The sequence below is a fragment of the Pseudomonas sp. GL93 genome (assembly GCF_003408955.1).
Lineage (GTDB): Bacteria > Pseudomonadota > Gammaproteobacteria > Pseudomonadales > Pseudomonadaceae > Aquipseudomonas > Aquipseudomonas paracarnis.
Genome location: NZ_NKRF01000050.1, coordinates 1 through 22,785 on the forward strand (window position 1 = coordinate 1; position 22,785 = coordinate 22,785).

General features: G+C 60.5%; 18 protein-coding genes and 2 tRNA genes. 10 read left to right on the forward strand and 10 right to left on the reverse strand.

The window, feature by feature from the left end; all coding sequences use genetic code 11:
* Positions 1-570: 570 nt before the first annotated feature.
* The 5 genes from groL to CER19_RS08020 form a co-directional block, all read right to left on the reverse strand.
* Positions 571-2,217, reverse strand: a complete 1,647-nt coding sequence (gene groL, locus CER19_RS08000) for a chaperonin GroEL (protein ID WP_003193939.1) — start codon at positions 2,215-2,217, stop codon at positions 571-573.
* A gap of 50 nt (positions 2,218-2,267) precedes the next feature.
* Positions 2,268-2,561 carry a co-chaperone GroES gene (locus CER19_RS08005; protein WP_003193940.1) on the reverse strand — a complete coding sequence of 98 codons (294 nt, stop codon included), beginning with the start codon at positions 2,559-2,561 and terminating at the stop codon, positions 2,268-2,270.
* A 247-nt stretch (positions 2,562-2,808) separates the two neighbouring features.
* A complete protein-coding gene (locus CER19_RS08010) occupies positions 2,809-3,285 on the reverse strand; it encodes an FxsA family protein (protein ID WP_003193941.1) in 477 nt (158 codons plus the stop codon).
* Between the two features lie 66 nt (positions 3,286-3,351).
* Positions 3,352-4,083 carry a HugZ family protein gene (locus tag CER19_RS08015; RefSeq protein WP_116666037.1) on the reverse strand — a complete coding sequence of 244 codons (732 nt, stop codon included), beginning with the start codon at positions 4,081-4,083 and terminating at the stop codon, positions 3,352-3,354.
* Between the two features lie 102 nt (positions 4,084-4,185).
* Complete coding sequence (locus CER19_RS08020; protein ID WP_116666038.1) at positions 4,186-5,193, reverse strand: DUF481 domain-containing protein; 1,008 nt, start codon at positions 5,191-5,193, stop codon at positions 4,186-4,188.
* 193 nt (positions 5,194-5,386) lie between these two features.
* Here CER19_RS08020 and CER19_RS08025 point away from each other — a divergent pair, with 193 nt between their 5' ends.
* The 4 genes from CER19_RS08025 (at position 5,387) to CER19_RS08040 (ending at position 10,152) form a co-directional block, all read left to right on the forward strand.
* Entirely contained in the window at positions 5,387-5,701 is a 315-nt protein-coding gene (locus CER19_RS08025; RefSeq protein ID WP_020301352.1) for an MGMT family protein, read from the forward strand.
* A gap of 43 nt (positions 5,702-5,744) precedes the next feature.
* On the forward strand, positions 5,745-7,277 hold the full coding sequence (locus tag CER19_RS08030) for an AmpG family muropeptide MFS transporter (RefSeq protein ID WP_116666040.1): 1,533 nt from the start codon (positions 5,745-5,747) through the stop codon (positions 7,275-7,277).
* A gap of 185 nt (positions 7,278-7,462) precedes the next feature.
* Entirely contained in the window at positions 7,463-9,178 is a 1,716-nt protein-coding gene (locus CER19_RS08035) for a proline--tRNA ligase (protein WP_019817246.1), read from the forward strand.
* Positions 9,179-9,198: 20 nt separating this feature from the next.
* Positions 9,199-10,152, forward strand: coding sequence for a hypothetical protein (locus tag CER19_RS08040; protein ID WP_116666041.1), 954 nt, complete (start codon positions 9,199-9,201; stop codon positions 10,150-10,152).
* 129 nt (positions 10,153-10,281) lie between these two features.
* On the opposite strand, the gene dinB is transcribed toward CER19_RS08040, so the two are convergent.
* Positions 10,282-11,340 carry a DNA polymerase IV gene (dinB, locus tag CER19_RS08045; RefSeq protein WP_003193948.1) on the reverse strand — a complete coding sequence of 353 codons (1,059 nt, stop codon included), beginning with the start codon at positions 11,338-11,340 and terminating at the stop codon, positions 10,282-10,284.
* A gap of 278 nt (positions 11,341-11,618) precedes the next feature.
* On the opposite strand from dinB, the gene CER19_RS08050 reads away from it, so the two are divergent.
* The 4 genes from CER19_RS08050 to CER19_RS08065 all read left to right on the forward strand — a co-directional run bounded on the left by CER19_RS08050 (position 11,619) and on the right by CER19_RS08065 (position 16,141).
* Positions 11,619-11,695 (forward strand) — tRNA-Met (locus tag CER19_RS08050).
* A gap of 166 nt (positions 11,696-11,861) precedes the next feature.
* Positions 11,862-11,938: transfer RNA gene (locus CER19_RS08055), tRNA-Met, on the forward strand.
* Positions 11,939-12,218: 280 nt separating this feature from the next.
* Entirely contained in the window at positions 12,219-14,861 is a 2,643-nt protein-coding gene (gene mprF / locus CER19_RS08060) for a bifunctional lysylphosphatidylglycerol flippase/synthetase MprF (protein WP_116666042.1), read from the forward strand.
* Positions 14,861-16,141, forward strand: a complete 1,281-nt coding sequence (locus CER19_RS08065) for a virulence factor family protein (RefSeq protein ID WP_116666043.1) — start codon at positions 14,861-14,863, stop codon at positions 16,139-16,141. Before mprF ends, CER19_RS08065 begins: the two co-directional genes overlap by 1 nt.
* Before the next feature lie 139 nt (positions 16,142-16,280).
* On the opposite strand, the gene recJ is transcribed toward CER19_RS08065, so the two are convergent.
* Complete coding sequence (recJ, locus tag CER19_RS08070; RefSeq protein WP_116666044.1) at positions 16,281-17,990, reverse strand: single-stranded-DNA-specific exonuclease RecJ; 1,710 nt, start codon at positions 17,988-17,990, stop codon at positions 16,281-16,283.
* Positions 17,991-18,147: 157 nt separating this feature from the next.
* A complete protein-coding gene (locus CER19_RS08080) occupies positions 18,148-18,690 on the reverse strand; it encodes a YaeQ family protein (RefSeq protein ID WP_003193952.1) in 543 nt (180 codons plus the stop codon).
* A 137-nt stretch (positions 18,691-18,827) separates the two neighbouring features.
* On the opposite strand from CER19_RS08080, the gene CER19_RS08085 reads away from it, so the two are divergent.
* Positions 18,828-20,027, forward strand: a complete 1,200-nt coding sequence (locus tag CER19_RS08085; protein ID WP_116666045.1) for a CaiB/BaiF CoA-transferase family protein — start codon at positions 18,828-18,830, stop codon at positions 20,025-20,027.
* Between the two features lie 172 nt (positions 20,028-20,199).
* Here the strand turns inward: CER19_RS08085 and CER19_RS08090 are convergent, their stop codons facing one another.
* The gene (locus CER19_RS08090; RefSeq protein ID WP_020301357.1) at positions 20,200-20,484 is read right to left on the reverse strand and encodes a DUF3509 domain-containing protein; all 285 of its coding nucleotides are present in this window, start codon (positions 20,482-20,484) and stop codon (positions 20,200-20,202) included.
* A gap of 207 nt (positions 20,485-20,691) precedes the next feature.
* On the opposite strand from CER19_RS08090, the gene CER19_RS08095 reads away from it, so the two are divergent.
* Positions 20,692-21,354: a response regulator transcription factor gene (locus CER19_RS08095; RefSeq protein ID WP_116666046.1), complete on the forward strand. Its 663-nt coding sequence runs from the start codon at positions 20,692-20,694 to the stop codon at positions 21,352-21,354.
* On the opposite strand, the gene CER19_RS08100 is transcribed toward CER19_RS08095, so the two are convergent.
* A complete protein-coding gene (locus CER19_RS08100; RefSeq protein WP_116666047.1) occupies positions 21,323-22,567 on the reverse strand; it encodes an EAL domain-containing protein in 1,245 nt (414 codons plus the stop codon). The two genes, CER19_RS08095 and CER19_RS08100, sit on opposite strands and share 32 nt — an antisense overlap.
* Positions 22,568-22,785: the final 218 nt, after the last annotated feature.

A 22,785-nucleotide genomic window follows, 5' to 3' on the forward strand; every position in this document is an offset into this window, starting at 1 on the left:
AGCGCGTATCGCCTTTTCGCTCATGAAAAATCAAAGCGAGTACCAATCAAAAGCGTTTTTTGGGGCTTCCCCCCAACCATAGAATCTCCCACATTTGGATCCTGGGGTGTCAGGTAGAGATGCATCGGCTGTCAGGCCGTCACGGGAGCAAGCTCCCTCGCCACAGGTCCAGCGTCGTGCCGAAGTTGTGTAGACACCTATGCTGCGATTGGCCATAAGTATCGACACAACTTTGCAGCGGTCGACGGCAACCACAACCCTGTCAACCACGCTGGCCGAACGCAGGCTTGAATTCGTGGGTAACCCGGCAGGATGCCGGGTTAGCCGCCGTCAGGGCGGCCCCCTAGATGGCCGTTGCCTAAATAACGGGTATGAACTCGCTCTGATCCAACATTCCTGCAGGCTGGCAGGCCGTCTTCGCAGGCAAGCCAGCTCCCACATTTTGACCGCGGCGCATCAGTTAGATAAGCGTGGCTGTCAGGCCGCCGTCGGGTAGGTACTGCCGCTCACAAAAAAGCCCCGCCTGCATCACTGCAGGCGGGGCTTTTTATAGTGCCGGGTAAGGCTGGCTTACATCATGCCGCCCATGCCACCCATGCCGCCCATGTCTGGCATACCGCCGCCAGCTGCGCCTTCAGCCTTCGGCTTGTCAGCGATGGCAGCTTCGGTGGTCAGGATCAGGCCACCGATGGAGGCTGCTGCTTGCAGCGCGGAACGAGTCACCTTGGTTGGATCCAGGATGCCCATTTCGATCATGTCGCCGTACACGCCAGTCGCGGCGTTGTAACCGTAGTTACCTTTGCCGTTCTTGACTTCGTTGACCACAACGCTTGGCTCGTCGCCGGAGTTGGCAGCGATCTGGCGCAGCGGTGCTTCAACGGCACGACGCAGCACAGCGATACCAACGTTCTGGTCGGCATTGTCGCCGGTCAGGTTGGTCAGGGCTTCCAGAGCACGGATCAGCGCAACGCCACCGCCAGGTACCACGCCTTCTTCAACGGCTGCACGGGTTGCGTGCAAGGCGTCTTCAACGCGGGCCTTCTTCTCTTTCATTTCAACTTCGGAGCCAGCGCCAACCTTGATCACTGCAACGCCGCCGGACAGCTTGGCCAGGCGCTCTTGCAGTTTTTCACGGTCGTAGTCCGAGGAGGTTTCAGCAACCTGGGCACGGATCTGCGCGATGCGGGACTCGATGTCGCCTTCAACGCCAGCACCGTCAACGATGATGGTGTTTTCCTTGGAGATGGTCACGCGCTTGGCGCTACCCAGGTTTTCCAGGGTGGCGCTTTCCAGGCTCAGGCCGATCTCTTCGGAGATAACGGTACCGCCAGTCAATACGGCGATGTCCTGCAGCATGGCCTTGCGACGGTCGCCGAAGCCTGGAGCCTTGACGGCTGCAACCTTGACGATGCCACGCATGTTGTTCACAACCAGGGTCGCCAGGGCTTCGCCTTCAACGTCTTCGGAAACGATCAGCAATGGACGGCCGGCTTTGGCAACGGCTTCCAGTACTGGCAGCATTTCGCGAATGTTGGAGATCTTCTTGTCGACCAGCAGGATCAGCGGGCTGTCCAGCTCGGCAACCATGGTCTCTGGCTTGTTGACGAAGTACGGGGACAGGTAGCCACGGTCGAACTGCATGCCTTCTACAACCGACAGTTCGTTTTCCAGGCCCGAGCCTTCTTCAACGGTGATCACGCCTTCTTTACCGACTTTTTCCATGGCTTCGGCAATGATGTCACCGATGGAGCTGTCGGAGTTGGCGGAGATGGTGCCTACCTGAGCGATGGCCTTGGTATCTGCACATGGCTTGGACAGGTTTTTCAGCTCGGCAACGATGGCGATGGTCGCCTTGTCGATGCCACGCTTGAGGTCCATAGGGTTCATGCCGGCAGCGACGGCCTTGTAGCCCTCGTTGACGATAGCCTGAGCCAGTACGGTAGCGGTGGTAGTACCGTCACCTGCGTCATCGTTGGCACGGGAGGCAACGTCTTTGACCAGCTGCGCGCCCATGTTTTCGAAACGGTCTTCCAGTTCGATTTCTTTTGCTACGGAAACGCCGTCCTTGGTGATGGTCGGAGCGCCGAAGCTCTTCTCGATGATCACGTTACGGCCTTTCGGGCCCAAGGTCGCTTTTACTGCGTCAGCCAGTACGTTGACGCCAGTGAGCATTTTCTTGCGGGCGGAGTCGCCGAATTTAACTTCTTTAGCAGCCATGATCGATATTCCTTAAATACTTTGTAGTAACGGGAAAATGAGCGAGGAAATCAGTCTTCCAGAACGGCGAGAATTTCGTTCTCAGCCATTACCAGCAGGTCTTCGCCGTCTACTTTCACAGTGTTGCTGCCGGAGTAAGGGCCGAAAACAACCTTGTCACCCACTTTCACGGCCAGTGCGCGTACATCACCGTTCTCCAGGGTTTTGCCTGGGCCAGCAGCGACGATTACACCGTGGTTGGCTTTTTCAGCAGCCGAACCTGGCAGAACGATCCCGCCAGCGGTTTTCTTTTCTTCTTCGCTGCGACGGATTACGACGCGGTCGTGCAGAGGACGAAGCTTCATTGTCGATCTCTCCTAATTGTGTTTTTCATCGGCCGGTATCAATTCCGGCGGGTTAAATTCCGGCGGTGCCGGTCGCGGCTCGCTGGGCGAGACGCGGAAGTCTGTCTGATGTCACCACCAGAAACCTTGCGGTGACCGTTACATAAGGGCGCCCAGGCTTATTACAAGGGGCCGGGGATGAATTTTTTTGTGTCGGCTCAAGGGTAAATGCAACACGGCACCCGAAGGTGCCGTGCCAGTGAAGCGTTTACTTAGGGTCGCGGTGTTCGAATTCGCCTTCGATCACATCACCCTCACGCCCCAGGGGTTGGCGCGGAGCCGGGCCGCCACGGGGTTGCAGGTCGTCGGCGAACGCACGCTGGCGCATCGCGGCCTCTTCAGCACGCTGGCGCATCTTGCCGGCCAGCAGCTTGCGGGTGAACGGCAGCAACAGCACCAGGCCGAGCACATCGCTGATAAAGCCCGGCAGGATCAGCAAGCCACCGGCCAGGGCCATCATGAGGCCCTCAAGCATGGTCTGGGCCGGCAGTTCACCGCGGTTCAGGCTTTCACGGGCACGCAGTGCGGTCGCCAGGCCGGCGACACGCAGCACCAGGACGCCGAGCATGGAGCCTACGATGATCAGCAACAGCGCCGGGAAAAACCCGATCGCACCGCTGACTTTAACGAATACGAACAGCTCCAGCACCGGGAACAGCAGAAAGAGCAATAAAAAAGGGCGCATCAAATGGTTCCTCAACGCAAGAATGCCTTGCCAGTTCACCTTAGATGACGTCGCCGTTGTGTGAATTCAAGCAGTAGCCGCGGTTTTTTTCGGCCAGACTTCAGCGTGCGCCAATGAAACCAGGGCTTCGCGCACTTGTGTCGGCGTATTGCAGGGCTCGGCAAACCCTAGCCAATGTAACGATTGGCCAATGCGCAGGTGCATGCCTTCACTGTCGATACCGGCCAACTGTGCAGGCTCCGTGGTGGGCAAGCCGCCAAGCTCGACGTAATGGGCAATGGCCTTGGTGTGATCGCTGTTCATGTGCTCGATCATGCTGCGTTCGGCCTGGCCCGCAAACGGGTTGGCCAAGGTCAACTGGTCGACCCAATGAATCGCGCCAAACCCACCGATGTAACGGTGACGGACGGGTTTGAGCACCCAGAAATCGAAATCGTGGGCCTTGTGGTAGTTGGCCGAATCGGGGAAGTAGCGGTAGTAGCGCTCTGCAGCCGCTTCGATGGCGGCGGGGTCTTCCAGCTTCTCGGCTTCGGCCAGGTAGGTCAGGCGCCCGACGGCTTGCACATCATCGGCCTCGCGCTCACCCACCAGCAGGGAACACTTGGGGTCTTTTTGCAGGTTATGGGTGTGCTGGGCAATGCGGCTGATCAGGATCAGCGGGCGGCCCTGCTCGTCCAGGCAGTAGGGCACCACCGAGCCGAAGGGAAAGCCGGGCATGGCTTTGGACTGTGTGGCGAGCGCCCCACGGTATTCCTTGAGCAACAGCTCTCGGGCGTTCTTGGCAACCTGCGTGCTCAATAGATGACTCCTCGGGTGTTCCGCGGCCCATGGCATATGGGAATGGATCTCAACACAAGGTAATCAATATCTGCGCAGGTTGCCAGAGTGGCCGACGCCGGTTTACCAGGCCACGCCGAAGCCTGCGGTGTAGCGGGTCTTGCTCAAGCTGCTGTCGGAGTCGCCGCTGATGACGTCACGCTCGGCCTTGAGGTTGAGGGATGCCCATTCGGTGACTTTGTAGCGCAGGCCCATCTCGGCATCCAGGGAGTAATCGGCCGGACCGTCCAGAGGCTTGCCCAATTCGCCGTTGGTGAAGAACTCCACGGTCTTGCCCACCAGGTAGCGGTTGTAGTTCCACTTCATGGCCAGAGAGTAGAAGTTGTCCTTGCCGCCGTCGGCATATTCGTAATCGGTGCGGTTGACCAGCGATCCGAGGGAGAACGCGCCCAACTCATCGTCCCAGAACTGGTAGCCCGGGCCGGTACCCACGGTGCGCTGGCGCGCCAGGTCTTCGACCTTGTCGCGCTTGTAGGTCAGGCGCCCCTGCCAGAACCAATGCTCGGTGATAAAGCGGTCCAGGTCGTATTCCAGGGCCCAGTTGTCGGTGGTGGTGACGTCGTCCTGGAACTCGCGGTTGTATTCGCCCTTGCCCGTATGACGCCACTGGCCGTGACGGGCCGAGGTCTTGAAGTCGATGTCGTAGTCGTTGGTGTCTTTGTCCGCGCGCTTGTAGTCCAGCGCCAGGTCGACGTTACCCTTCCACACCAGGTCTTCGATCACGGGCTTGGGCTTCATGATCTGTTGGATACTTGCCAGTTCCACCGTCTTGGGCGCCTCGCCATTGGCCAGCACCACCTTGCCGTCATCCGATGCCTGCAAGGACTTGGCCTTTTCACCGGTGTAGGCGTCCTGCTTGACCAGCAGTTCCTGGTCACTTTCCAGGGTTTTGACCTGCTTCCAGTCCACCGGGATGGAGCCTGCGTAGGTGGTTTGGATCAGCAACTTGCCACCGTCGAAGACTTTGATCTTGCCGGTGAGCCGGTCACCGTTTTTCAACCAGACGGTATCGGCGAGCAAGGGCGTGGAAGCACTGATAACAACAAGGCACAACAGGGTTCTGGACAACATAAGCAGGTACGGGGCTCAGGATAGGCGAAAAAAGGGGCGTTATAGTGTTACATGGCTAGAACTGACTCAAGGATTTATATTGAGTTCAATACTCAGCGTCATGTTTACAGACGTTTCTGACAAAACAACGACGATCTCAACGGATATACCCACAGTGATCCTACCTGCCGATACGCCACAAAGCCCCGCCGAGATGCGCCGCACCGCCCTGTACCTGACGTTGTCGCAGGTGCCCGAAGGCTGCGTGGTGAGTTACGGCGAGCTGGCGCACTTGGCGGGTTTGGGGCGTGCTGCCCGCTGGGTCGGGCGCACCCTGAGCCAGTTGCCGCAGGACACGCGCTTGCCCTGGCATCGAGTGCTGGGTGCCGGTGGTCGGATAAGTTTGCCGGTGGGCAGCGCCTCGGGCGACGAACAACGTGCGCGTTTACGTAGCGAAGGCGTCACTATCCTGAACAATCGTGTTGATATTCAGCGCCATGGCTGGCGTCCGGTAGAGCACAGCGGTTAGAGTGCGCGCTTTGTTTCCGCAAACCTGAGGCAGACTCCAGCCCATGCCCCGTAAAACCTGGCGCGCCGCGCTCGCCGCCTATGCCAGCCCCTCGACATTAGTGCTGTTGTTGCTCGGCTTCGCCGCCGGCATGCCTTACATGTTGGTGTTCTCGACGCTTTCCGTGTGGCTGCGCGAGGCCGGTGTGGCCCGCGAGACCATCGGCTATGCAAGCCTGATCGGCCTGGCCTACGCGTTTAAATGGGTCTGGTCGCCATTGCTCGACCAGTGGCGCCTACCACTGCTCGGCAAGCTGGGGCGTCGTCGCTCCTGGCTGGTGCTGGCCCAGTCGCTGGTGATCCTCGGATTGATCGGCATGGGCTTTTGCGATCCGCAAAAACACTTGTCCTGGTTGATCGCCATTGCCGTGGTGGTCGCCTTTGCCTCGGCCACGCAAGACATTGCCGTCGACGCCTACCGCCTCGAAATCGCCGACGACAGCCGCCAGGCCGCCCTGGCCGCGAGTTACATGTCCGGCTACCGCATCGCTGCCCTGCTGGCCACCGCCGGCGCGCTGTTCTTTGCCGAAGGCTTCGGTTCCACCGGTTTCAACTATAAACACTCGGCCTGGACCGGCACCTACGTGCTGTTCGGCGTGTTGATGGTTCCGGCGTTGCTCACCACCTTCCTCATGCGTGAACCTGATGTGCCACTGCGCACCCAGTTGCAGGCCGGGCGCTACAGCTTCGTGCACCAACTGGTATCGGTGTTTGTACTGATCGTACTGTTGGTGTCGGTGCCGGCGATGTTCACCCAGCTGTACAACACCGACTTCGCCAGCGTGCTGTTCCAGGGCGTGAGCCTGTGGGAACTGCTGATGGAAGACCGCGCGTTCCTGCGCGCCATCCTCTATATCACCCTCACCGCCCTGTGCCTCTCGACCATGGGCCGCCGGGGCCTGGCGCCTGTGCTGACGCCGGTCAATGACTTTATCCTGCGCTATCGTTGGCAGGCGCTGCTGCTGCTCGGGCTGATTGCGACCTATCGCATGTCCGACACGGTGATGGGCGTCATGGCCAACGTGTTCTATATCGACCAGGGTTTCACCAAGGACCAGATCGCCGGGGTGAGCAAGATCTTCGGCCTGATCATGACCCTGCTCGGCGCCGGCATGGGCGGCCTGTTGATTGTGCGGTTCGGGATACTGCCGATCCTGTTCATCGGCGGTGTGGCCTCGGCCGGCACCAACCTGTTGTTCGTGATGCTCGCCGACATGGGCCCTGACCTGCAGATGCTGATTGTGACCATCTCCCTGGACAACTTCAGTTCGGGCATGGCCACCTCAGCGTTCGTGGCTTACCTGTCGAGCCTCACCAACCTCAAATTCTCCGCCACCCAATATGCGTTGCTCAGCTCGATCATGCTGTTGCTGCCACGCCTGATCGGCGGCTATTCAGGGGTGATGGTGGAGAAGTTCGGTTACCACAACTTCTTTATGATCACCTGCCTGATGGGCGTGCCGACGCTGCTTCTGATTGCGTTGCATTGGTTTCAGGAGAACCGCCGCGCCCGACTGAATCCCCCGCAGGAAGACTGACACATGTGGGAGCGGGCTTGCTCGCGAATGCGGTGGGTCAGTCCAAGACTCGGAGGCTGACCCACCGCATTCGCGAGCAAGCCCGCTCCCACAGACCCCTCTGCATTCTGATACCTGTACTCCAGCACTCTGCGCCCGTACAATCCCAAGTCATTTCAAGTCCAAGCAACCGACAACGGCCTACCATGCGTACCAGTCAATATTTGCTCGCCACACAGAAAGAAACGCCTTCCGACGCGGTTGTGATCAGCCATCAGTTGATGCTGCGCGCCGGCATGATCCGCAAACTGGCCTCGGGCCTGTACACCTGGTTGCCCATGGGCTTGAAGGTGATGCGCAAGGTCGAAGCCATCGTTCGTGAAGAAATGAACGCTGCCGGCTCTCTGGAAGTGTTGATGCCGAGCACCCAACCGGCTGAGTTGTGGCAGGAATCCGGGCGCTGGGAAGAGTACGGCCCTGAGTTGCTGCGCTTTAAAGACCGTCATGGCCGCGATTTCTGCGCCGGCCCGACCCATGAAGAAGTCATCACCGACCTGATGCGCAACGAGTTGAGCAGCTATAAGCAGTTGCCGCTCAACCTGTATCAGATCCAGACCAAGTTCCGTGATGAGATCCGCCCACGCTTCGGCTTGATGCGTGGCCGCGAGTTCATCATGAAGGACGCCTATTCGTTCCACGCCGACCAGGCTTCCCTGCAAGCGACCTACGACCGCATGCACCAGGCCTACTGCAACGTGTTCACGCGCCTGGGCCTGAAGTTCCGCCCGGTTGAAGCGGACAATGGCTCCATCGGCGGTGCCGGCTCCCACGAATTCCACGTGCTGGCCGAGTCTGGCGAAGACGATATCGTGTTCAGCAACGGTTCCGACTACGCGGCGAACATCGAGAAGGCCGAAGCCATACCACGTGAAACCTCGCGCCCAGCTCCCACCGAGGAACTGCGCCTGGTCGACACGCCAGACACCAAGACCATCGCGGCGCTGGTGGAGAAATTCAATCTGCCGATTGAAAAGACCATCAAGACCCTGATCGTGCGCGCCGAAGAAGAAGGCAAGCTGATCGCCCTGGTGATCCGTGGCGACCACGAGCTCAACGAAATCAAGGCCGCCAACCAGCCTGGCGTAGCCAGCCCGCTGGTCATGGCCACCGATGCCGAACTGCGCGACGCCATTGGCGCCGGTGCCGGTTCCCTCGGCCCGCTGAACCTGCCACTGCCGATCATCATCGACCGTTCGGTGGAGCTGATGAGCGACTTCGGTATCGGCGCCAACATCGACGACAAGCACTACTTCGGCGTGAACTGGGAGCGTGACCTGCCGGTTCCGACCGTGGCCGACCTGCGCAACGTCGTGGCCGGCGACCCGAGCCCGGATGGCAAGGGCACCCTGGAGATCAAGCGCGGCATCGAAGTCGGGCACATCTTCCAGCTGGGCAACAAGTACAGCAAGGCGATGAAGTGCGAAGTGCTGGGCGAGAACGGCAAGCCGATCACCCTGGACATGGGCTGCTACGGCATTGGCGTGTCCCGCGTGGTTGCCGCTGCCATCGAGCAGAACAACGACGAGAAAGGCATCATCTGGAGTGACGCTTTGGCGCCGTTCCAGGTGGCCCTGGTGCCGTTGCGCTATGAAACCGAGCAAGTACGCGAAGCCACCGACAAGCTGTACGCGGAACTCACCGCTGCCGGTTTTGAAGTGCTGCTGGATGACCGGGACAAGAAAACCAGCCCGGGCATCAAGTTCGCCGACATGGAACTGATTGGCATCCCGCACCGGATTGTGGTCAGTGACCGCGGCCTGGCTGATGGCAATCTGGAATACAAGAGCCGGACCGAAGCCGAAGCCCAACCGTTGCCGGTGGCTGACGTGCTGTCTTTCCTCCAGGCGCGTATTCGTCGCTGAAAACCAGATCAAGAGAAGTCATGTTCAAGCGAAACACCAGAGCCCTGGGGGGCGCCGCCTTGTGCGGCGCCCTGCTGGTCAGCGGCTGCGCCAATCAGATGTCGCAACGCAGCGAGCACGAGGAGCGGGTCGAGCGTAAGTTGCTCGACCACAGCCTGCAGATCGATGTAGGCGAGCCTAAAGTGCTGGAGCTGCCGCAACGCCGGGTTCGCATTCATGAGCAGAAGACCTTCGAGGTCACCGAATTCGAAGTCACCCGTCGTTACGATCGCTACACGCCCTACCAGCCCTGGCGCAAACTCTATGAGATGCCCCTGGGTGCCGTGGCGCTGGTAGCGGGCGTGGGTGCCAACGTGGCGAATATCTTCGCCCTCGGCAACCTGCCCACGAGCGTGACCCGTGACTGGCTGAGCTACGGCGTGGACGGCATCAACCCGTTCATGAACGTGCAATCCCACGGCCGTGCGCAACAGAACCTGGCGGCTATCGATGAAGTCCAGCGTGACAAGCGCCTGGAGTATTCGAGCCTGCCCTGGAGCGAGCGCCCGGTACAAGTCACCGCCGGCAAGCAGACTCATGAGTTGACCACCGACCGTAACGGCATACTGCGCCTGAACCTGTTGGACAGCCCCTTTGCCGAGCAGGACCTGAACCGCGTCACCACGCTAAAAATCAGTGTGGAGGATGGCCAGGACGACGTGCATACCGACTCGACCCTGGCGGTCAGCAACACGCTGCGCAGCAAGTTGCTCGAAGCCCACGCCCTGATCTATGACGACCTGGAAGATGACGAGGTGAACCAGTGGGTGCACCGAGTCAAACGCCTGTCGGAGCTAGGCCTGGAAGAAGAAGCCAGCGAGCTGGAGCAAAGCCTGATCGAGCTGACGCGCAATGATCCGGAATTGCAGCAGGAGTTTGTGCAGGCGTTGACCAAGGATGCGGGGCGACTCGTCGCAGACCCTGGCGCACGCTGATCGCTCAATACCTGTGAAGATCAAACTGTGGGAGCTGGCTTGCCTGCGATAGCGGTGTATCAGTTAAAACATTCTTGACTGACACACCGCTATCGCAGGCAAGCCAGCTCCCACATTTGTTTCGGGTTTTTACCAGGAAAATTCGAGCTGTTCGTTGCCGCCGCTCAGGTCCAGCAACCGCACCCCTATCCCCAGCAACCGCACCGGCTTGCCCCCACGATTGAACGCCTGGGTCATCAACTGTTCATAACTCTCCAGATCCCGCCCTGCCCCGGCCTGCTCCAACGTCGTCTGGGTAAAGTCATGAAACTTCACTTTCACGAACGGCTTGCCCGCCCGGTAGCTGCTGTCGATACGCGCCATGCGCCCGGCCAGGGTTTCCATCAGCTCGGGCAGTTTCGCCAGGCAGCTTGAAAGGTCCGGCAGGTCCACATCGAAGGTATTTTCCACACTGATGGATTGCCGCCGACTGTCGTTTTGCACCACGCGGTCATCGATGCCACGGGCCAGGCTCCAGAGGCGCTCGCCAAAACTGCCGAACTCGCGTACCAGCGCCAGTTTGTTCCAGTCGCGCAATTGCAGGCAGTCTTCGATGCCCAGGCGCGCCAGCTTGTCGGCGGTAACCTTGCCCACCCCATGCAGCTTGCTGACACGCAACTGCGAGACAAAGTCTTCAACCTGATCCGGCGTGATCACAAACAGGCCGTTGGGCTTTTTCCAGTCGCTGGCGATCTTGGCCAAAAACTTGTTGGGCGCCACGCCGGCAGACACAGTGATATGCAACTGGTTGGAGACCCGGCGCCGAATGTCCTGGGCAATACGCGTGGCGCTGCCGCCAAAATGCGGGCTGTCAGACACGTCGAGGTAAGCCTCATCCAGCGACAACGGCTCGATCAAGTCGGTGTAGTCGCGGAAGATCAGTTGGATTTCTTTCGATGCTTCTTTATAGGCATCCATGCGCGGCTTAACGATGGTCAAGTCCGGGCACAGCTTCAAGGCATGACGGGACGACATCGCCGAACGCACCCCATACGCCCGCGCCTCGTAGTTGCAGGTGGCGATCACCCCGCGCCGATCTGCCGAGCCACCGACGGCCAAGGGCTTTTGCGCCAGGCTCGGGTCGTCGCGCATCTCGATGGCGGCGTAGAAGCAATCACAGTCGACGTGGATGATTTTGCGCTGCGTCATATAAACGGGGTGTTAACCAACGGGTGGCCAGTATCGCACTCACCCCTGTATATAGCACCAGTAGTTTGAATCTTCTGCCTGAGCGGTAGGAAATTTCGCAGATGAATATATTTTCTCAATCGAATCTCGCATCCCAATAGAGCTGAAAGCCTTGTCCTGCCTGGCCTGGGCCCCTCAGGAACGGCCTTCTGAAGCGCTAACCGATTGAAGCACAAGCGCTTTTCTTAGATTTACGGGTTGACACACTCGCGTTCCTCTGTAGAATGCCGACACACAGACGCGGGATGGAGCAGTCTGGTAGCTCGTCGGGCTCATAACCCGAAGGTCGTCGGTTCAAATCCGGCTCCCGCAACCAAACATCAAAAAAGGCTACTCGAAAGAGTGGCCTTTTTTGTGCACGCCTGTTTTTGCCTGCACAATGCAGCCAACACCTTGATTTCAGAATAATTAGCGCTTATTTCAGCGATCCGCTCATTAACGGTTGACACCCTGCCGTTGGGCTGTAGAATGCCGCCCACAGACGCGGGATGGAGCAGTCTGGTAGCTCGTCGGGCTCATAACCCGAAGGTCGTCGGTTCAAATCCGGCTCCCGCAACCAAACATCAAAAAAGGCTACTCGAAAGAGTGGCCTTTTTTGTATCTGGCGAAAAAGTTCTTCTGAAACAATGGCATGGCATCTTTCATGAAACCGTAGACGGTTTGCAGAGTCCATCTCATTGCACGCTATGCTCAATGCTCAAGCGCTACCCCTCTACGACCAATGGCCGCAGTCGCCGCCCCCGGCGATCCGCGTTAATATTTGTAATTATTTTGTCCATAGGGATTGGTAACTTGGCTGGATACCTCCATCCTGTCGCGCACAATCCACGAGGTGATTGATGCGCGCCAACTCGTCTGAACCACAAGACACCGTCACAGCAGAACAACCGATCACGCCTACCCGCTTGCGATGGCTGGATTTGTTGAGCAAGTATCGCCAGCCCATTGGCCTGGCCGTAACGCTGCTGTTGTTTGCAATCGCCCTGATCGCCTGCCGGCACCTGCTGCTGGAACTGGATCTCTACGCACTCCACGATTCGATTCTGGAAGTGCCCAAGCCAGCCTTGCTCGGTGCGTTTGCAGCGGCAGTCGCAGGTTTCATTATCCTGCTCGGTTATGAATTTTCCGGCGCACGCTATGCCGGAGTGAAGTTCCCCGCCAAGACCCTGGCCCTGGGCGGCTTCACCGCCTTTGCCATCGGCAACGCCATTGGCTTGTCGATGCTCTCGGGCGGTTCGGTGCGCTACCGTTTATATGCACGCCACGGCATCGGCGCATCGGAAGTGGCGCACATGACCGTGTTCGCCAGCCTGGCCCTGGGCTGCGCCCTGCCGCCACTGGCCGCATTGGCGACACTGAGCAATTTGCCGGCGGCCTCGACTTACCTGCATTTACCGCAAAGCCTGCTCGGGGGGATTTCCGGCGCCGTGTTGGTGTTGTCGGCCATGCTGTGCATCGGCATTTATCGCCGCCGCCTGCCGGAACAGCCCTACCCCGATAACCTGCTGGTCAAGGCCGGGCGTCGCACCCTGCGCCTGCCGGGCCGCCGCCTGACCTTCCTGCAGCTGATCATCACCGCACTGGACGTAGCCGCTGCCGCTGCCGTCCTTTATATGCTGTTGCCGGAAGCACCGCCCTTCGGCCCGTTCCTGCTGGTGTACCTGCTGGCCCTGGCCGCCGGTGTGCTCAGCCATGTGCCGGGCGGCGTAGGTGTATTCGAAGCGATCCTGCTGGCGGCCTTTGCCGACAAACTCGGTGCCGCGCCCCTGGCTGCCGCCTTGCTGCTGTACCGGATGATCTACGTGGTATTGCCGCTGCTGATCGCCTGTGTGTTCCTGCTGGTCAACGAGGCCCAGCGCCTGTTCCAGACCCAGCAAAGCCTGCGGGTAGCGTCGGGGCTGGCAGCGCCCGTATTGGCCGTCCTGGGTTTTTTGTCCGGCGTGGTCCTGCTGTTTTCCGGCGCCACGCCAGAGATCGACTCACGCCTGGAAAACATCGGCTTCCTGATTCCCCATCGTCTGATTGACGCGTCGCACTTCGGTGCCAGCCTGATCGGCGTGTTGTGCCTGTTGCTCGCCCAGGGCCTGCGTCGGCGGTTGTCGGCCGCCTGGATGCTGACCATGGTATTGCTGCTGGTCGGTGCCCTGCTCTCGCTGCTTAAAGGCTTCGACTGGGAAGAAGCCAGCCTGATGACCATGACCGCAGTGCTGCTGGCCATCTTCCGCCGCTCGTTCTACCGCGCCAGTCGCCTGACCGAGCTGCCGTTTTCGCCGCTGTACCTGGTGGCCAGTGTCTGCGTGCTCGGCGCTTCGATCTGGCTGCTGCTGTTTGCCTACCAGGACGTGCCCTACAGCCATCAACTCTGGTGGCAGTTCACCCTCGACGCCAACGCCCCGCGTGGTTTGCGTTCGCTGCTCGGCGCCGCCGTGTTGCTGGTGATCGTGTCGCTGACCTGGCTGCTGCGCACGGCACGCCCGGTCATTCACCTGCCGACCCCGGAAGAACTGGAGCGCGCCAGCAAGATCCTGATGGCCTCGTCCCAACCCGACGGTGGCCTGGCGCTCACCGGCGACAAGGCGCTGCTGTTTCACCCCAACGATGAAGCCTTCCTGATGTATGCCCGTCGCGGGCGTAGCCTGGTGGCCTTGTACGACCCGATCGGCCCGACCCAACCGCGCGCCGAGATGATCTGGCAGTTCCGCGATCTGTGCGACATTCACCACGCCCGCCCGGTGTTCTACCAGGTACGCGCCGAGAACCTGCCGTATTACATGGACATCGGCCTCACCGCGATCAAACTGGGTGAAGAAGCCCGCGTCGACCTGAAACGCTTTGACCTGGAAGCCAAGGGCAAAGAAATGAAGGATTTGCGCTACACCTGGAACCGTGGCACCCGGGACGGCCTGTCCCTGGAGATCTGCGAACCGGGCAAGGCGCCGATGGATGAATTAAAAGTCATCTCCGATGCCTGGCTTACAGGTAAGAATGTGCGGGAAAAGGGCTTCTCCCTTGGCCGTTTCAGCGATGACTACCTCAAGCACTTTCGTATCGCGATCATTCGCTTCGAAGGGCGCCCGGTGGCCTTCGCCAATTTGCTCGAAACCTACAATCACGACCTGGCCAGCCTCGACCTGATGCGTGCCCATCCGGACGCGCCCAAGTTGACCATGGAGTTCATGATGGTGGGCCTGATTCAACATTATAAGAGCCACGACTACGCACGCTTCAGCCTCGGCATGGTGCCGTTGTCGGGCTTGCAACCGCGCCGTGGCGCACCGCTGACCCAGCGCCTGGGCTCGATGGTGTTCCGCCGTGGCGAGCAACTGTATAACTTCCAAGGTTTGCGCCGCTTCAAAGACAAGTTCCAGCCCGACTGGGAACCCCGTTACATGGCCGTGCCCGCAGGACTGGATCCGCTGGTGGCATTGGCCGATACCGCCGCCCTGATCGCGGGCGGCTTGACTGGATTGGTGAAACGCTGATGATTCGACGCTCCTGGCGGTATGTATTGGCCTTAGTGGTGCTGCTCGCGCTGATCGCGGCGGGCGGCTTCTGGTACTGGAACCGCCCTGCCCCGCAGCCGACCCTGGAGCATTTGCCCCAGGCCGACGGTTCGGTAATGACCCGAGTGACCCCGGCCAGCAACGCAAAAGCCCGCGTGGCCGTGGCGGTGATGGCCGACGAAACCCTGACCGACAGCCAACTGGTTGCCCTGAGCCAGGGCGGTACTGCGCAACTGGTTCAGGTGGTGCTGCCAAAAGATGACTGCGCGTTGCAGGAGAAAGCCCTGCAAGGCGCCCTGGCCCAGCTGAAAGGCCCCGCGACCCTGGTCAGCGGCATCGGCCCTGGCGCCGCACTCGCCTGGCGCTGGCTGGCCACCCAGAACGACGACAAGGCCAACGCCATCTCCGTGGGCTTCGCCCTGAAACAGGAAGGCTGCAACGACCCGCTGCCGAAAACCGCCGCCCATGGCAGCTGGCTGGTGGCGTGGAACGATAACCCCGACGATGAAAGCGCCAGTTTCGTACGCGACACACCGCGCGCCACCACCAGCATCAGCGACTACGACATTCATTACCCACAGGTGCTGAATAACGAACTGCGCAAGCAACTGGTCGGTTCGGACAACGGCGGCCTGGCGATTCCGGTGGTGGAAGTGCCTGCCGGCCAAGCCAAGGACACCGTGACCCTGTTCCTCTCCGGTGACGGCGGCTGGCGCGACCTGGACCGCGACGTGGCCGGCGAGATGGCGAAGATCGGCTACCCGGTCGTCGGCATCGACACCCTGCGCTACTACTGGCAGCACAAGACGCCGGAGCAAAGCGCCAAGGACCTCACCGAGCTGATGCAACACTACCGGCAAAAGTGGGGCACCAAGCGCTTCGTGCTGACCGGTTACTCGTTCGGCGCCGATGTATTGCCGGCGATCTACAACCGTATGCCAGAGAACGAACAGCAACGGGTAGACGCGATCATCCTGCTGGCCTTCGCCCGTACCGGCAGCTTTGAAATCGAAGTGGAAGGCTGGCTGGGCAACGCCGGCAAAGAAGCCGCCACCGGCCCGGAAATGGCCAAGCTGCCGCCTGAGAAAGTCGTATGCATCTACGGCGCCGAAGAAGTCGACGAGAGTGGCTGCACCGACAAGACCGCCGTGGGCGAAGCCATGAAGCTGCCGGGCGGGCATCACTTCGATGAAAACTATCCGGCGCTGGCCAAGCGCTTGGTGGATATTATCGTCAAACATCAGGCCAAAGCCGAGTAATCCCGAGCCGCACATAAAACAAAATGTGGGAGCGGGCTTGCTCGCGAATACGGAATGTCAGTCAATGCTGCTGTGACTGATCCACCGCTTTCGCGAGCAAGCCCGCTCCCACATTTTTGATGTGTGGTGTTGCTAATAATCAGCGCGGTTCGATGTGGGCAATCATCAACTGCACCGTCTCATTGCCACGAAACTCATTCACATCCAGCTTGTAGGCCAACTCCACCCAACGCACCGTCGGGTTCGGCCACACTTCACGGTCTACCCCAAAGGCAATTCCATCGAGCTTCACCGACCCGCATTCGCTCTTGAGCACCACTTTCAGATGCCGCTCGCCCACCACCCGCTGCTCCACCAACTGGAATACCCCGTGAAACAACGGCTCGGGAAAGTGCTGCCCCCACGGGCCGGCATGGCGCAGGGCGCGGGCCAGTTCCAGGTGAAACTCTTCCACCGCCAGGGTGCCGTCTGAAAGCAGGCGGCCGGTGAGGTCTTCTTCGCGCAATTGCCGGCGCACTTCGGCATCGAAGGCTTGCGCAAACAATGGGAAGTTGGCCTCCGGCAAGGTCAGCCCCGCCGCCATGGCGTGGCCGCCGTACTTGGTGATCAGGTTGGGATGCTGGCTGGCGACGACCGCCAGCGCATCGCGGATATGAAAGCCTTGCACCGAGCGTCCAGAGCCCTTGAGCAGGCCATCGCCGGCATCGGCGAAGGCGATGGTCGGGCGGAAATAACGCTCCTTCATACGCGACGCGAGAATCCCGATCACCCCTTGGTGCCACTCCGGGTCGAACAGGCACAGACCGTACGGCATCGACTCCACCGGCAGGTCCTTGAGCTGAGCCAGGGCCTCGCGCTGCATACCTTGCTCGATGGACTTACGGTCCTGGTTCATGCCGTCCAGCTGCGCGGCCATTTCCCGCGCGGCGGCGAAGTCGGTGGTAAGCAGGCATTCGATGCCCAGGCTCATATCGTCCAGGCGTCCGGCCGCGTTCAGGCGTGGGCCGAGGATAAAACCCAGGTCGGTGGAGGTGATACGCGCATGATCACGCTTGGCCACTTCGAGGATCGCCTTGATCCCCGGCCGCGCTCGACCGGCCCGAATACGCTCCAGGCCTTGGTGCACGAGGATGCGGTTGTTGGCGTCCAGCGGCACCACGTCAGCGACGCTGCCCAGGGCCACGAGGTCGAGCAGTTCACCGATGTTCGGCTGGGGTTTGTTGTCATACCAACCCAGGCTGCGCAACCGTGCCCGCAGGGCCATCAACACATAGAAGATCACGCCGACCCCGGCCAGGGCCTTGCTGGGAAACCCGCAGCCCGGCTGGTTCGGATTGACGATGGCATCGGCGGCCGGCAGTTCATCGCCGGGCAAGTGGTGGTCGGTGACCAGCACCTGCAACCCTGCCGCTTTCGCCGCCGCCACGCCTTCGACGCTGGAGATACCGTTGTCCACGGTGATCAGCAACTGCGGCTCGCGCTGAAGCGCCACCGCGACGATTTCCGGGGTCAGGCCGTAGCCGTATTCGAAGCGGTTGGGCACCAGGTAGTCGACGTGGGCCGCGCCGAGCAAACGCAGGCCCAGGGTGCCCACGGTGCTCGCCGTGGCGCCATCGGCGTCGAAGTCACCGACGATCAGGATGCGCTGGCGCTGCTCCAGGGCCGTCACCAGCAAGTCCACCGCCGCGTCGATCCCTTTGAGCTGCTGGTAGGGAATCAACCGCGCCAGGCTCTTGTCCAGCTCAGCTTCCGATTGCACCCCGCGTGCGGCGTAGAGACGGGTCAACAGCGGCGGCAGTTCACCGAGAAAAGGCAGGACGGCAGGCAATGGGCGGGGATCGATACGCATGGGGTGACGGGCGCTTCTCTTCTAATACATCGGTTAAACACAGATATTGAACGCAACAAAGATCAAGTGTGGGAGCTGGCTTGCCTGCGATGCATACGACTCGGTACATCAGACACACCGAGTGGATGCCATCGCAGGCAAGCCAGCTCCCACCTTTTCAACCGCGCTCGCCAACCAGCCATTGCAGTTGCACTTCATGCTGGCCACGGTCATCGGTCACAAAGATCGTGCCTTCGCTGATCATCACGTCCCACTTGATCACCCGCGGCATGTCCTTGGCCAGGGTCTCCAAGACTTCCTGGGGCACTGCAGCGATGTGCACGTTTTTCAGGTTGTTGGCCACCGGCACCACCTTGCCCTCCCACACGCGCAGGCTGCCATAGGCCAGCAGGCTGGTGCGTTCGGTGCGGCGCGAGCACCAGGTCAGGCGGTCGGCATCCGGCTGGCCGACTTCGATCCAGTGCAAAACCCGATCATCCAGGCTTTTTTCCCACAGGGCCGGTTCGTCTACATCCGACAGGCCACGCCCGAACGCCAATTGCTCGTTGTACCAGAGGGCGTAGGCCAGCAGGCGCACGGTCATGCGCTCTTCGGTTTCCGAAGGGTGGCGGGCGATGGTCTGTTTGACGCTCTCGTACACCGAGCGGTCGAGGTCGGTGAGGTTGAGTTCGAATTTGTAGGTCGTGGACGGCTGGGCCATGAACGGGCTTCTAAAGACAAGGAAAGGCGGCCAGTCTAACCGATGGCGAGGGCATTGAACGAATACTGCGCTGCATCCGCGCGGCTCGCCTATGTTAAAAAGCAGTACATCATCGTCCCGCGCTTGTAAGGATCCCCATGTCGCTCACTGCCAAACCACTTGCCGGCCTGAAAGTCATCGAACTGGGCACTTTGATCGCCGGCCCGTTTGCCTCACGCATCTGCGCCGAATTCGGCGCCGAGGTGATCAAGGTCGAATCCCCGGACGGCGGCGACCCGCTGCGCAAATGGCGCAAACTGTATGAAGGCACTTCGCTGTGGTGGTTCGTACAGGCGCGCAACAAGCAGTCGCTGACCCTCAACCTCAAGCACCCTGAGGGCCTGGCGATTCTCAAGCAGCTGTTGGCCGACGCCGACATCCTGATCGAAAACTTCCGCCCTGGCGTGCTGGAGAAACTCGGCCTGAGCTGGGAAACCCTGCACGCCCTCAACCCCAAGTTGGTGATGGTGCGCCTCTCGGGCTTCGGCCAGACCGGGCCGATGAAGGACCAGCCGGGGTTTGGCGCGGTGGGCGAGTCCATGGGCGGCTTGCGCTATATCACCGGCTTCGAGGACCGCCCGCCGGTGCGCACCGGTATTTCCATCGGCGACTCGATCGCCGCGTTGTGGGCGGTGATCGGCGCGCTGATGGCGCTGCGTCACCGCGAAGTCAACGGCGGCCTGGGCCAAGTGGTGGATGTGGCGCTGTATGAAGCCATCTTCGCCATGATGGAAAGCATGATCCCCGAGTTCGATGTGTTCGGGTTTATCCGTGAGCGCACCGGCAACATCATGCCCGGCATCACCCCGTCCTCGATCCACACCACCGCAGACGGCAAGCATGTGCAGATCGGCGCCAATGGCGATGCAATCTTCAAGCGCTTCATGCGGGTGATCGGCCGTGACGACTTGGCGAACGACCCTGCACTGGCCAGCAATGACGGGCGTGACGCTCGCCGCGATGAGCTGTACGGCGTGATTGATCGCTGGGTCAATTCGCTGTCGCTCGACCAGGTGATTGAGCAACTGAATAAAGCCGAGGTGCCCGCCAGCCGTATCTACAGCGCCGAAGACATGCTGGGCGACCCGCAATTCCTGGCCCGGGAAATGTTCCTCAAGGCGCAGTTACCGGGCGGCAAGGACTTCAAGATGCCCGGCATCGTGCCCAAGCTCTCGGACACCCCAGGCAGTTGCGAATGGGTCGGCCCGCAGCTGGGTGAACACAACAGCCTGGTGCTCAATGCCCTCGGCTACGACGCGGCGGCTATCACTCGCCTGCGCGAGGATGGCGCGATCTGACAATTCCCAGGCAAAAAGAAACCCCGAGCAGTGGGGAGACAACTCGGGGTTAAACGTGGTCTACAACAAGACCCGCACAGCAAGCGACAAACACCGGAGCACAATGCCTGCTCTTGCTGTTACAAACTCTGACTGACCACCTTGTAGGAAGGTTCCGAAGAAAAATAATGTTTCATGCCAGTGCGCCGCCACGGGTTTGGGAGGCGTTGCGCAAGGCAGCGATGACTGAAGGTTCCAGGCGCCCTTCGGCAATTTTCAGGTCGCGGAGCAGGCAATCCACCACATCCACCAGTGCGCGCTTGTCGCTCAATTGCGCACGATCGACTTCACGTTCAACCACGATGGCGCCACCGGGGTTCTTCACGGTTACCAGGCAGTCGTCGCGCATACCGGCAGAGGTCAGCGTAACCTGATAAGGGCTCAGTGCTTGGCTGAGCAATAGGTTGATACTTTCCATCTCGATCACCACTCAATCATTCGAAAAAGGTTCGAAAAACAAAAATGTCACGAAGAGGCTGACATTCAAGTGACCCGTGCTCAAAGCAGAAAGTTCTACCTTTTGTGTAATCCACTGCTTGAGGAAAACGAGCATGCACGGAAAAGATGACAGAGAAAAAACAACAGTTCACAGGCTAGAATCCCTGGATTGTCCCGGGAGCCTGCCTTGAGAGCTGCGTCTGAACCGCCCTTGCGTATCGTGATTGCCGACGATCACCCGATTTTCCTGATTGGCCTGCGCGCCGTGCTCGAACGTGACCCGCACATCAGCATCGTCGGCGAGGCCAATTCCCCCCAGGCCCTCAGTGCGTTGTTGCAGCACTGTGCCTGCGATGTGGTGGTGACCGACTTCATGATGCCCGTCGAGCCCCAGGCCGACGGGCTGCGCTTGATCGAGCAACTGCGCCGGCACTATCCGCACCTGCCCATTGTGGTGGTGACCATGCTCAACAATGCCGGGTTGTTTCACTCCATCCTGGCATTGGGTGTGATGGGCCTGCTGAGCAAGGCCAGCCTGGCCGATGAGCTGCCCCAGGCGATCCGCCAGGTGCGCCAGCAACGTACCTATGTGGCCCAGACCATCCGCCAGGCGTTGAGCTTGGCCGGGGAAGTCGGCGTTGATCGCCTGCATTCCCAGGAGCACCTGTCACCCCGGGAACTGGAGGTGATTCGCCTGTTGGCCAGTGGCATGACGGTGGGCGAGATCGCCGCGCACCTGCATCGCAGCAAGCAGACCGTCAGCGCGCAAAAAGTCAGCGCCATGCGCAAGCTGGGGCTGGTCAACGATGCCGCCCTGTTTATTTACGTGCAGGAACACGGGCTGGCCTAGCCTGAAATGCGATCCATTGCTTGAGCGCCGCGGCCTCCATCGGCCGGGCGATAAAGCAGCCTTGCAGCCACGCCGCGCCCAGTTCGCCCACGGCGTGATAGTCGGCGGCGGTTTCCACGCCGGTGACCACCACGGCAACGTCCAGGCGCGCCGCCATGCTCATGGCGCCCGCCACCACAGCGGCCTTGCGATCATCATTGGCCATCCCACAGGCAAACGCCGGGGGAATCTTCAGCTCGGTAAAAGGCAGTTCCAGCAAATGCTGCAGGCTGGTGCCGCCCATGCCGAAGTCGCCGATGGATAACTGGCAACCCAACATGCGCAAGCGCAACAAGCCGGTGACATGGGCGCTGTCGGTTTTCAATGTCGAGGTTTCCACCAGCTCCAGGGTCAGGCTATGGGCGGGCACACCGTGCAGCTGCAGCAGACCTTGCAGCACCTGGGGGAAGTGCTCGCGCTCCAGCATGCGCCCGGGGATGTTCACAGCTACCGGCAGCACTCGGCCGCTTTCGCCCATCACCTGGTTCGCCAGGCCAAGCGCCTGCTCCAGCACATGCCAGGTAAACGCCTCTTCCATGCCGGCAAACTCCAGCACCGGCAGGAACTCGTCAGGCAGCAATAGCTCACCGTCCTGCAACTGCCAACGCGCCAGCGCCTCCACCCCTTGCAACACACCGGCCTGACTGACGATGGGCTGGTACCAGACCCTGCCACAGGCTGCGATAGTCGCCTGGCTGACATCCGCCGAGGGCGGCAGTTGTTCCCGCTCGCTCAAGCTCAGCAGTTGACGGACGCGCTCCCAGGACAGCACCGCTGGCCCTGGACGCAAGTGCTCCTGACAATCGCTCAGTACTTGCCCGATCAGCTTGGCCGAGGCCGGCTTGGGCAAGCACGCCAAGACCTTGAGCCCCAATTGGCGGGCCATGTTCGCCACGCCTTCCAGCACGTCGGGCTCGGCGTTGCTGAGCAGGATCAACACCTGGGCCAGGCGGCGTTCCGCCAACTCACGGATCAACGCCAGGCCATCGCCCTGCTCCAGGTACAGATCGCAGATGGCGATATCCACCGGGCCTTTGCTGTCCAGGGATTGGCGGGCGATTTCGACCGTTTCCGCGGCCCGTACATTGAACACGCCGTTGGCATTGAGCATCTGGTGCAGGGCCATCAGTTGAAACGGGTTGTCTTCGAGGATCAGGACGTTCAGGGATCGCATGGGTAAAGGTGTCGGTGCAGGGAAAGTCCTGCACAGTAGCCATACGCTGCGCCGTGTCCCATAGGACGTGTCCTAAAAGTTTCCTTAAATGTGGGAGGGGCAAGCCTTGTCGGTCAAGCGCAGATCTCCTGTGGGAGCTGGCTTGCCTGCGAAGGCGGTGTGTCAGTCGCTACATCTGTTACAGCACTACCGCCATCGCAGGCAAGCCAGCTCCCACA